Raw genomic sequence first — 11,822 nt, 5'->3', positions numbered from 1 at the left:
GGATCTACCCGGCGTGTCGCCACGCCTCGATCACATTCCCACTTGTCGGGTGCGTGACACCGTGCTCGGGTACATCGACACCCCCGAACACGCCTGCCGACTCGACCAGCCCCCCAGTCACCGAATCGTGACCACGTCGGGAGCGCTCACGTCGATGACGTCACCCTCCCGGGACAGCAGCGCACTCACCACCCGGGCCTTGGTGTCGCCATTGGACGCGTCACCCCAGATGACCGTACGGCCACCGCGCAGCAGCACCTTGATCCGCGCCGGCCCCTCCACCACCACCTCGGTGAGCCGCTCCCGCAGCTCGGGAGTCAGGGCGGCGAGCACCTGCAACGCGTTACGGGTGGCCAGGTCAGCCGACCCCGGCTCGGAAACCCGGACCACCGGCAACTGCTCCGGCCGACGGGTCACCGTCTGGAAGACCACCCCCGCGCTGTCGATCACCGCGAACTGCTGCCCCTGCGGCACCACCGCGACCGGAGTCCGTTCCACCACCTCGACCAGGAGGGCGTCCGGCCAGTCCCGGGACACCGTCACCCGGCCCACCGGCGCCAACCGGCCGACCCGCCACTCCACCGCGGCCAGGTCGACCCGGGCCAGTGGTACGCCGTTCGGCACCTCGGCCGCCGCCCGTACCTGTTCCGGGGTCACCAACTGGGCACCGACCACCCGCAGCTCGCGAACACCGAACACCCCGGTACCGAGGACGACCCAGGTCAGGACGGCCGCCAAGGCGAGAACACCGCCGATCACCAGCCACGGCATCGCGGCCCGGATCCGACGTCGTCGGGCGCGGCGCATGAACCGCCGTACCGACGGCGGAACGGCATCGTTGTTGGCCCGGACCAACCGCCAGCGACGCGTACCGCCGGCCCGGGCCCCCAAACCGGACCCCGGACCGCCCGGGGTCGCACCGGCGGAGGCGTCTGACGGGCCGGTGGTGCGGCCCCGACCCGAGCCGGGTGTCATCCCGCGTCGCGGGCCACGACGTCCGGCCCCGACCCGTTCGCCGACGGCCCGGTGCCGACCGGGGTGGCGACGCTGGTCGGCCCGGTGACCCCTCTCGACTCACCGCCCGCACCCTGCTCGGCGAGCGCGGCCAACAGTTCGTCGCCCATCAGGGAGATCGGCGGGGCGCCCATGGTCACCACCAGGTCGCCCTTGCCGGCCCGGCGGACCACCTCGGCCGGTACGTCCGTCCAGGACTCGATGAAGACCTTCCGCTCGGCTGGCAGATCGATCGCGGCGACCAACGCCACCCCACCCTCACCGGGTTGGCGAACCTCACCCGGTCCGAAGACCTCCAGCATCACCACCTCGTCGGCGATGGCCAGCGCGGTGGCGAGTTCGGCCTGCAGGTCGCGAGTGCGATAGACCCGGTAGGGCTGGAAGACGACGATGACCCGACCGTCGCCCGCCACGTCACGCAGGGTCTGCAACGCGGCGGTCATCGACACCGGGTGGTAGGCGTACTCGTCGTAGACCAGCACCCCGGCGGCGACCCCCTTGCGTTCGAACCGACGACGCACTCCCGGGAAGGCGGCGAGTGCGGCCACCGCGTCCGAGAGCCCGAGGCCGAGCTTGCAGGCGGTGAGTACCGCCGCGGCGCTGTTGAGACTCATGTGCCGGCCGGGCACCGGCATCCGGATCTCGCCCAGCGGCGTGCCCTCCAGCGTCGCCAGGTAGCGCCCACCCTGCGCGGACGAGACGATGTCCGACAGCCGCAGGTCCGCGTCGGGGGCCTCGCCGTACGTGTAGACGGTGCGCCCCTCGGCGCGCAGCGTCTCGGCCATCCGCCGGCAGCTCGGATCGTCGGCACAGGTGACCACGAAGCCGTCCGGGTCGGTGAGCCGGGCGAAGTCTGCGAAGGCAGACTCAAGTCCGGCGAAGTCGCCGTAGGTGTTCAGGTGATCCCGGTCGATGTTCGTGATGATCGAGACGAACGGTCGGTACCGCAGGAACGAGCGGTCGCTCTCGTCGGCCTCGGCGACGAAGTACTCCCCGCTGCCGTGATGTCCGTTGGAGCCGACCTCGGAGATCTCCCCACCGATGACGAAGGACGGGTCCTGGCCAGCCTGTTGCAGGATCAGCGTGGCCATCGACGTCGTGGTGGTCTTGCCGTGGGTGCCGGCCACCGCGATGGTCCGCCGGCCGGTCATCGCCGCGGCCAGCGCCTCCGAGCGGTGCAGGATCAGCAGTCCGCGTCGGCGCGCCTCGACCAGTTCCACATGGTCCTGCGGGATCGCGGTCGAGTAGACGACCGTGTCCACCCCGTCCAGGTTGGCCACCTCGTGGCTGCGGTGGATGGTGCCGCCGAGAGCGCGCAGACCGGCCAGCGTCGGCCACTCCCGCAACTCACTCCCCGAGACCGGAATGCCCCGGGTCAGCAACAGCCGGGCCAGGCCGCTCATGCCTACCCCGCCAACGCCGATCAGGTGGACCGTGCCCAACTCCTCGGCGGTCACGGTACCGGCGGGGCTGAACTGCGCGGTGTTCATAGAACAAACCTTCCGATCGCGGTACGCCCGGTCACCGGGCCACCGCCTCGTAGACGAAATCAAGCAACGCCTCGTCACCGTCCCGCCGGCCGTAGCCAGCCGCGGCGGAACTCATCGCCGCCAACCGTTGTGGATCACGGATCAGCGGCAACACCGTCTGCTCGACCCAACCGGAGCTCATCTCGGTGTCGTCGACCAGCAGTCCACCCCCCGCCTCGACCACGGGCAACGCGTTACGGCGCTGCTCCTGGTTGCTGTGCGGGTAGGGCACGTAGATGGTGGGCAACCCGACCGCCGCAACCTCGGCGCAGGTCATCGCCCCGCCCCGGCCCAACATCAGGTCGGCAGCGGCGTAGCCGAGCTCCATCTCCGACAGGTAGGGCAGCGTGACATAGGGCACCGGCAGGTCGTCGGGGACCACCACCGGCTCGTTGCGGGCCCCGATGACATGCAGCACCTGTACGCCTGCGGCCGCGAGCTGCCGGGCCGCCCCGGAGACCGCCAGGTTGATCGTCCGGGCCCCCTGCGAGCCCCCGGCGACGAAGAGCGTCGGCAGGTCCGGCCGCAGCCCGAAGTGGGCTCGGGCGGGCTCCCGCTGTGCCGCCCGGTCCAGGCCGGCGATGGCCCGGCGCAGCGGTACGCCGACCACCCGGGCGTCGCGCAGCGACTCGGCCTGCGCCGGCTGGTGCGGAAAACCGACGGCCACCTGCTTGGTGAACTTCATGCCGAGCCGGTTGGCCACTCCCGGGGGAACGTTGACCTCATGGATCACGATCGGCAGTTCCCGTCGCCAGGCCGCCAGGTAGCCCGGCACCGAGACGTACCCCCCGAACCCGACGACCACGTCGGCGCGTACCTCGTCGATCACCTTGCCGGCGGCGCGGGCCGCCTTCCACATCCGGTCCGGGGTACGCATGAGGTTCATGTTCACCGACCGGGGCAGCTGGTATGCGGGAATCAGCCGTAAGTCGTAGCCCTGAGGCGGGATCAGTTCGTTCTCCAACCCTCGGGGCGTGCCGAGGCAGGTGATCCGTACCGACGGATCATGCCGGCGCAGGCAGTCCGCGAAGGCCAGCAGCGGGTAGATGTGTCCCCCGGTGCCTCCTCCGGCGAGCACCACCGACCGCAGCGGCCCCATCACCCTCTCCTCTCACCGACCGACCCGACGCGTCCGCGGGTCGTCCCGGCGCGGGTCGTCCTCGCTCCGCCGACGCCGCGCGGGTAGCGGCGGCAACGGGGCCCAGACTAGTCGGACCCATCGGGCGGGTGGACGGGCATGCAGGGCTCTCGCCGCATCGGGCTCGGCGCGGGCGAACGATGCCAGTACCCCGATCGCGGCGAGGGTCACCACCAGGGCACTTCCGCCATCGGAGATGAACGGCAGCGGCAGGCCGGTGATCGGCAGCAGCCCGACCACCCCGCCGACGTTGATCACCGCCTGGCTGACCAGCCAGGTGGTGATGGCAGCGGCAACCAGTCGGCGGAACGGGTCCCCGATCCGCCGGGCGATGCGGAACCCGGTGTAGGCCAGTACGGCGAAGAGGGCGAGCACCACGATGCAGCCCACCACCCCAAGCTCCTCGGCGAGGACAGCGAAGATGAAGTCGTTGTCGGCAGCGGGTAACCAATTCCACTTCATGACGCTCTTGCCCAGGCCCGCCCCGAACCAGCCACCGTTGTCGATCGCGTACCGGGCCTGCAACGCCTGGTAACACGGATCGCCGCAGTCCGCCGGGGTACGGAAGAACGAGGTCAACCGCAGCAGCCGGTAGTTCTCGGCATCCTTCTCGCCCGATCCCGCGCCCAGCGAGGCCACCGCGATCAGCAGCCCGACACCGGCCAGGCCGAGCACCGACAGGGTCGCGAAGATCCGTTTACGGACGCCGGCCGCCCAGAGCAGCCCGACCACGATGGCGAGTAGACAGAGCATGGTGCCCAGGTCGTTGTAGCCGACCAGGACGAAAAGGAGGCCGACCACCGGGAACAGCGGGTTGAGCAGTTCCCGCCACCAGCCCAGCGCGGCCCCCTTCTGGGCGATGACGTTGGCACCCCAGAGCACCAGGCCGAGCTTGGCCAACTCGGAGGGCTGCACCTGGATCGGCCCGATGTGCAGCCAGAGCAGGTTGGCCTCCAACGGGCCGATCTTGGCAACCTCGAGGTTGCGCAGCTTCGCCCAGGCCAGCAACGCGTCGAGGATCACCAGCAGGACCAGGGCCGCGCCGAGCACCGGCACCCCGAGATCGCGGAACGTGCGCGCGGGCAGGCGCTGGAAGGCCCAGAACGCGACCAGTCCGATGAAGGCGAAGGCCACCTGCTTGCTGATCGCCGCGAAGGTGTTGCCGTCGGTGGCGTAGGCCTTGACGCTGGTCGCCGAGAAGACCATCGTCAGGCCGATCAACAGCAACAGACCGGCGCTGAAGAGAAGCAGGTAGTAGGAGGCCATCGGGCGGGCCAGTAGGCCCCGTAGTAGGTCGAGACGGCTGGTGGTACCCGGCCGTCCGGTCTCCGCCGGGCCGGCTCCGGGCCCGCTCCCCGATCGGCCGGTGCCCGGCCCGGATCCCGCGCCGCCGCCCGGCCCAGCCCGCTTCCCGGGTACGGACGTGGACGTCATGGTACGGCCGTCGCCGGCCGCCCGCCGTGGTCGCTCACCCGTCATGCCGTCCGCCCCCGGTCCTCCCCATCAGGCCATCATCACCTCGGACACACCCGGCCCGGCGCAGGTGAGCCGGCCGGCGTGTCGGACGGTGACGGTGGCCCGGACAGGTGTGCCCCGGCCGAGGCCGGGGCACACCTGTCCGCAGCGCGGTCAGCTCATCGCGGTCAGGTACTCGCTGTAGAACAGGCCCAGGGCGATGGCCACTCCGATCCCGGCGATGATCCAGAACCGGACGACGATGTTGACCTCGCTCCAGCCGGCCAATTCGAAGTGGTGCTGTAGGGGGGACATCCGGAAGACCCGCTTACCAGTGGACTTGAACGAGATGATCTGGATGACCACCGACATGGTGATGATCACAAAGAGGCCACCGATGATCGGCAGGAGCAGCAGCGTCCGGGTGGACATCGCCATGCCGGCGATCAGGCCGCCGAGGCCCAACGCCCCGGTGTCGCCCATGAAGATCCGCGCTGGTGAGGTGTTCCACCAGAGGAAGCCGACACAGGCTCCGGCCGCCGCACCCGCGATCAGTGCGATCTCCAACGGGTCGCGTACCGAATAGCAGTAGTCCCGGGTGTAGGCCGGGTCCGCACACCAGTGCCGGTACTGCCAGAAGGCGATCAGGGCGTACGCCGCCAGCACCATCACCGAGGCACCGGTAGCCAACCCGTCCAGCCCGTCGGTGAGGTTGACGCCGTTGGTCGCCGCCATCACCACGAAGATGAAAATGATCACAGAGGCGACCTTGCCCACATCCAGGAAGTCGATGTCCCGGATGAAGGAGAGCGTCGTGCTGCCCACCGTCTCGACGTTGGTCGAGCCGCCCTCCGAGTCGACCATGCTGCTCGGAAAGTAGAGCGCGATCACCCCGAAGACCGCGCCGACCAGGATCTGCCCGAACAGCTTGCCCCGCGCGTTGAGGCCGGCACTGTTGCGTCTACGGACCTTCAGGAAGTCGTCGACGAACCCGACCGCACCGGAGAAGACCATCAGACCGAGCAGCACCAGCGCGGTGATCGTCGGTTCCACCTGGGCGATCTGCTGGTCCGGCAGGGTGGTCAGCGCCAGGTGCCCGGCGACGTACGCGATGACCGTGGCGACGATGAACACCACGCCACCCATGGTGGGAGTGCCCTTCTTGCCCTGGTGCATCGTCGGTCCCTCGGACCGGATCGGCTGACCAGCCTTCAGCCGGGTGAAAACCTTGATCGCCAGTGGCGTGCCGAAGAGCGAAACGAGGAAGGCCACCCCGATGGCGACGATGACCGCCCTCACGCTATGACTCCTCCGTTCGCGACTGCGGGGCTCGCAAGCTCACTCCTCGCGCTCACACTGACCCCTCCGTTCGCGACTGCGGGGCTCGCAAGCTCAACTCGCATTCCGGCGCATCCGCGTCCCACGCGAGCCGCCCCGGAACGCTCGCTCCTCGCGCTCACACGGGTCTCTCTGTTCGCGACTGCGGGGCTCGCAAGCTCACTCCTCGCGCTCACGCGGCGCCCTCCTGATCAGCGTCGGCACGCAACGCGTCGGCCACCTCCCAGGTTCGGTACCGCGAGCCCTTGACCAGGACGACGTCCCCTGGTCGTAACTCGCCCCGCAACGCATCAACCGCCGCTGCCTGATCGGGTACCAGCACCGACAATCCTCCCCAATCCTCAACTTCGGACGCGCCTTCGTGGATCGGCGCGGCCGGTTCACCGACCACGAACAGCCGGTCGACGCCCAATTCGGCGGCGAGCCGGCCAACCCCCGCGTGTCCTTCCCGCTCGTACGCGCCCAACTCGGCCATGTAGCCGAGCACGGCCAGCTTCCGACGGTCGTGGCCGAGGCTGGCCAGGGCGCGCAGCGCCGCCGACATGGAAGCGGGATTGGCGTTGTACGAGTCGTCGATGACCGTCACCCCGTCGGGGCGGTCGAAGACGTCCATCCGCCGCGTCGACACCAGCTCCAGTTCGCCGAGGGCGGTGGCCAACTCGGCCAGCGGCATGCCCAGTTCCCGGGCCACGGCCGCCGCCGCCAGGGTGTTGCCGACCTGGTGCCGGCCGGTCAGTCCGAGCCGCACCGGCGCGCGGCCCTCCGGCGTGACCAGCGTGTACGACGGTCGTCCGCGCTCGTCGACGGTGACGTCCTCGGCACGTACCTCGGCGTCGGGGGCCTCACCGACCAGCACCACCCGGGCCTGGGTGCGGGCGGACATCGCCCGTACCCGGGGGTCGTCGGCGTTGAGCACCGCCAGCCCGTAGGCCGGCAGCGCCTCGACCAACTCACCCTTGGCCTGGGCGATCGCCTCCACCGAGCCGAACTCGCCGATGTGCGAGTTGCCGACGTTGAGCACGACCGCGATCCGGGGCGGTGCCACCTCGCACAGGTAGCGCACGTGCCCGATCCCCCGGGAGCCCTTCTCCAGCACCAGGAACCGGGTGCCCGGATCGGCCTGCAACGCCGTGTACGGGTGGCCCAGCTCGTTGTTGAACGACCCGGGCGGTGCCACGGTCGGCCCGAGCCGGGCGGTGAGCTGCGCGATCAGGTCCTTGGTGCTGGTCTTGCCGGACGAGCCGGTCAGGCCCACCACGGTCAAGTCGGGAAGCCGGTCCAGCACCGCGCGGGCGAGTTCGCCCATCGCGGTCAGCGCGTCGTCGACCAGCACCATCGGCACCCCGGCGACCTCCCGGGTGCCGAGCACCGCCGTCGCACCGGCAGCGACCGCCTCGGCCGCGTAGTCGTGGCCGTCGACCTTCTCGCCGGGGAACGCCACGAAGAGCGCGCCCGGGGTCACCTTGCGGGAGTCGAACTCGACCGGGCCGGTGACGATCTGTGCGGTCGGGTCGACGGCGACGAGCCGGCCGGCGACCGCCTCGGCGATCTCGGGCAGGGTTATCACGATCATGGTTGCCTCACCGGACTGTTGAACCGGGCGGCCAGCGCGGAGGCCAGCTCGACCCGGTCGTCGAAAGGATGAACCTGGCCGTCGATCTCCTGGCCCCGTTCGTGCCCCTTGCCGAGTACGGCGATGACGTCACCGGGCGCGGCGAGTCGTACCGCCTCGTCGATGGCGGCCCGCCGACCCGGCACCTCCAGCAGTTGCGCGCCCCCGTCGGCCTGCTCGGCACCGCGCCGCACCTCGGAGCGGATCGCGGCCGGATCCTCGGTACGGGGGTTGTCGTCGGTGATCAGCACCAGGTCGGCGCCACGTGCGGCGGCGGCCCCCATCACCGGCCGCTTCCCCCGGTCGCGGTCTCCACCTGCCCCGATCACACAGATCAGCCGACCGGTGCCGGTGGCCAGCTCGCGCAGGGCGGCGAGTGCGGCGACGATCGCGTCGGGTTTGTGTGCGTAGTCGACCACCCCGCGGACCGGGCCGGGGGCCTCGACCAGCTCCAGCCGGCCGGGCACACCCGGGCAGGCGGCGACACCGGTCGAGGCGGTCGCCGGGTCGACCCCGACGGCGACCAGGGCGGCGATCGCCAGCAGGGCGTTGGCGACGTTGTGCCGGCCCGGCAGGGCCACCCCGGCGGCGACGGCGATGCCGTCCGGGCCGTGGGCGGTGAACCGCTGTGTGTAGCCGGAGCCGCTGACGTCGGCGGCCCGCCAGGTGGCGGCGATGTCACCGGTGGCGGAGTAGCTCACCGTGGTCGGCTTGAACAGCGGACGCAGCGCCGGATCGTCGAGGTTGAGCACCTCGACACCGCACCGCCCGTCGAAGAGCTGTGCCTTCGCGGCGAAGTACTCGGCCGAGTCGGCGTGGAAGTCCAGGTGGTCCTGGCCGAAGTTGGTGTAGCCGCCGACGGCGAACCGGACCCCGCCGACCCGTCCCATGCTCAGCGCGTGGCTGGACACCTCCATCACCACGGCGGTGACGCCCCGCTCGGCGGCGGCGGCGAGCATGGCGTGCAGGTCGGTCGCCTCCGGCGTGGTGCGCACGCTGTCCAGGACGAGGTCACCGAGGCGCGTCTCCACCGTGCCGATCAGGCCGGTGACGTGACCGGCGGCCCGTAGCCCGGACTCGATCAGGTAGGCGGTGGAGGTCTTGCCGGCGGTGCCGGTCACCCCGATCACGGTCAGCCCGCTGGTCGGGTCGCCGTAGACGGCGGCGGCCAACTCACCGAGCACCGCCCGGGGGTCGGCGACGATCAGGGCGGGCAGGCCGGCCTCCGCCGCTGCCGGGGCCCCGGCCGGGTCGGTCAGTACCGCCACCGCGCCGGCCGCCGCGACCGCCGGGATGAAGTCCGCGCCGTGCCGCTGCGCGCCGGGCAGGGCGGCGTAGAGGTCGCCGGCCCGGACCGCCCGGCTGTCGTGGGTCACCCCCGTCACCGTCACGGAACCGGCGGGTGGCGGCTCGATCGCGAGTCGCGCGGCGAGGTCGCCGAGCCGGATCGGAACAACGGTACGGGGACGAGGATTGCCGGGCACGGCGTCAGACCCTACCCGGTCGGGGATGCCGTAACGCACAGCCGCCCCGGTAGTTCGCCCGCACTAACCGATGATGTCGCGTTTCAGCCGGTCAGCGGGGATAGACGACAAAGTTGGGCGGTTTCGTACCGGTCGGTGGTACCCGGTAGTGCCGCAGGGCGAAGCCCATCATCTCCTTGAAGGCCGGGCTGGCGATGTCGCCGCCGCCACCCTTCGGGGTGTGCGCGAAGACCGCGATCACATACCTGGGGTTGTCCGCCGGGGCCATCCCGATGAAGGAGGCCACCTCGCCGGGGACGTACTTGCCATCGACCAGCCGGGCACCGGTGCCGGTCTTGCCGGCCACCCGGTAACCGGGAATGGCGGCCTTGCGGCCGGTGGCGTCCGGGACCGTGGTCACCGCCTCCAGCATGGTCCGCACCGCCGCGGCGTTCTCCGGGCTGATCACCTGCTGGGTACGGGGTGCCGGGGCGGCGGTCCGGCTGCCGTCCGGGGCGATGGTCTCCTTGACCAGGTGCGGCTGCACCCAGGTGCCGTTGTTGGCGATGGCGGCGTAGACGGTGGCCATCTGTAGGGGCGTGGCGTCCACGCTGTGCCCGATCGGCACCGACCCGTACGACGAGCCACTCCACTTGTCGGGTGGGAGTAGCCGACCGGCCGCCTCTCCGGGCAGGCCGACCCCGGTGGCCCGACCCAGGCAGAACTTCTGCTGGTACTCGTACAGCTTCTCCTTGCCCAGCGCGTCGGCGACCTTGATCGTGCCGACGTTGGACGAGTAGGCCATGATGCCGGGCAGGCTCATCAGGGTGCCGGAGGGAGCCGGATGGGTGTCCCGGAACGTCTGGTCGCCCCGCTTGATGGCGGGTGCGACCGGCACCTTCGTGTCGGGGCGGACGACACCCTCTTCGAGCGCGGCGGCGAAGACGATCGCCTTGTGCACCGAGCCGGGGTCGACCACGAAGCTGGTGGCCGCGTCCTCCCGGTCAGTGGGTTTGGTGTTCGGGTCGAGCGGGTTGGCCGCGTCGTAGGTGGGATGGCTGGCCTGGGCCAGCACCTCGCCGGTACGGGCGTCGAGCACGACGGCCGCCCCGGTGCTACCGGCGACCCGCTGCATCGTCTGGCTGAGCACCCGCTGCACCTCGAACTGGAGGTCGCGGTCGATGGTGAGTTGGATCGAACTGCCCGGCTGGGCCTCGGTGATGACCTCGTCGTGGCCGCCCGGGATCGGGGCGGCCAGGTCGCCCTGTCCCACCTCGAACTCCCGCTTGCCGTTGATCCCGCGCAGCACCTCGTCGTAGCGGGCCTCCAGCCCTTCCAGCCCGATCATCTCCTCGCCGACGAAGCCGAGCAGGTTCGCTGCCAGGTCCCCACCGGGCACCTCCCGACGCTCGTCGCGGTCGGTGTTGATGCCGGGGAGTTCGAGCGCCATGATCTTCTTGGCCGTGTCGATCTCCACCCCTCGGGCGAGGTACTCGAACTCGGAGGGCCGCCCGTTGGGTCGGTTCCTCGGTGCCATCCGCTTCAGTAGCTCCGAGCGGGGGATGCCGAGCAGCGGGGAGAGCGCCTCGGCGGCGGCGGCGGGATCTTTCAGCCGGGTTGGATCGGCGTAGACGTACCGGGCTTCCACACTGAGCGCGAGGGCCGCACCGGACCTGTCGTAGATCGCCCCTCGGGGGGCCGGTACGTCCACCTGGACGATCCGGTCCCGGACCCCGCCGTTGGCGTACACCTGGGCCGGTAGCACCTGGAGCACGACGAGCCGGATCGCGACCACGGCGAAGATGACCAGGACGAGCAGGGTGCCCACTCGTAGCCGGCGGTGCGGGTCGGCCAGTCGGGGCGGGCGGGGTGGTTTGCGGGACTGCCGACGTCGCGCCGCCGCCGGAGCAGGCCGCCGAGCTGGACCACCGCCCCCTCCGGGCCGGGGTCGACGGCGGGGTGGCGGTGGCGGATCCGTGACGTCGTTGTCGCCGCGCACCGGTCGTACCGTGCGTCCGGTGCCCGCCGCGCTGGTGGTGGTGCCGACCGCCGGTGCCCGACGCGCGGTACGACCACCGCCGGTCCGGCCGCCGTCGAGCACCTGGAGCGCGGGCCGGAACGGGTCCGTCGACCGGGTGGCCCGAGGGGTACGCCGAAGGTCGGCTGTCTCACGTACGGTCCGACCTCGCGGCGTGTACGCCCGCGCGCCGGAGATGCCACCCATGCCTGGCTCGTCCGGCGGCTGGTCTCCCCGGCTCGCGCTTCGGTCGCTG

Annotated in this window: 8 protein-coding genes; all 8 read right to left on the bottom strand. The window is 71.0% G+C overall.

Annotated elements, in window-relative coordinates; all coding sequences use genetic code 11:
• Positions 1-117 precede the first annotated feature (117 nt).
• The 8 genes from FHR38_RS24785 to FHR38_RS24750 all read right to left on the bottom strand — a co-directional run bounded on the left by FHR38_RS24785 (position 118) and on the right by FHR38_RS24750 (position 11,773).
• Complete coding sequence (locus tag FHR38_RS24785) at positions 118-975, bottom strand: cell division protein FtsQ/DivIB (protein WP_184536910.1); 858 nt, start codon at positions 973-975, stop codon at positions 118-120.
• The gene (gene murC / locus FHR38_RS24780; RefSeq protein WP_184536909.1) at positions 972-2,504 is read right to left on the bottom strand and encodes a UDP-N-acetylmuramate--L-alanine ligase; all 1,533 of its coding nucleotides are present in this window, start codon (positions 2,502-2,504) and stop codon (positions 972-974) included. Before murC ends, FHR38_RS24785 begins: the two co-directional genes overlap by 4 nt.
• 31 nt (positions 2,505-2,535) lie before the next feature.
• Complete coding sequence (gene murG, locus FHR38_RS24775; RefSeq protein ID WP_184536908.1) at positions 2,536-3,642, bottom strand: undecaprenyldiphospho-muramoylpentapeptide beta-N-acetylglucosaminyltransferase; 1,107 nt, start codon at positions 3,640-3,642, stop codon at positions 2,536-2,538.
• A 12-nt stretch (positions 3,643-3,654) separates the two neighbouring features.
• Positions 3,655-5,115 carry an FtsW/RodA/SpoVE family cell cycle protein gene (locus tag FHR38_RS24770; protein WP_184536907.1) on the bottom strand — a complete coding sequence of 487 codons (1,461 nt, stop codon included), beginning with the start codon at positions 5,113-5,115 and terminating at the stop codon, positions 3,655-3,657.
• 195 nt (positions 5,116-5,310) lie between these two features.
• A complete protein-coding gene (mraY, locus tag FHR38_RS24765) occupies positions 5,311-6,435 on the bottom strand; it encodes a phospho-N-acetylmuramoyl-pentapeptide-transferase (RefSeq protein ID WP_184536906.1) in 1,125 nt (374 codons plus the stop codon).
• Positions 6,436-6,646: 211 nt separating this feature from the next.
• Positions 6,647-8,047 (bottom strand): UDP-N-acetylmuramoyl-tripeptide--D-alanyl-D-alanine ligase, encoded by a 1,401-nt coding sequence (locus FHR38_RS24760; protein ID WP_184536905.1) that lies wholly within the window; start codon positions 8,045-8,047, stop codon positions 6,647-6,649.
• Positions 8,044-9,570, bottom strand: a complete 1,527-nt coding sequence (locus FHR38_RS24755) for a UDP-N-acetylmuramoyl-L-alanyl-D-glutamate--2,6-diaminopimelate ligase (RefSeq protein WP_184536904.1) — start codon at positions 9,568-9,570, stop codon at positions 8,044-8,046. Before FHR38_RS24755 ends, FHR38_RS24760 begins: the two co-directional genes overlap by 4 nt.
• A 91-nt stretch (positions 9,571-9,661) precedes the next feature.
• On the bottom strand, positions 9,662-11,773 hold the full coding sequence (locus FHR38_RS24750; RefSeq protein ID WP_246446737.1) for a peptidoglycan D,D-transpeptidase FtsI family protein: 2,112 nt from the start codon (positions 11,771-11,773) through the stop codon (positions 9,662-9,664).
• Positions 11,774-11,822: the final 49 nt, after the last annotated feature.

The organism is Micromonospora polyrhachis, from assembly GCF_014203835.1.
GTDB lineage: Bacteria > Actinomycetota > Actinomycetes > Mycobacteriales > Micromonosporaceae > Micromonospora_H > Micromonospora_H polyrhachis.
This window is presented reverse-complemented; position numbering and strand designations above follow the sequence as displayed.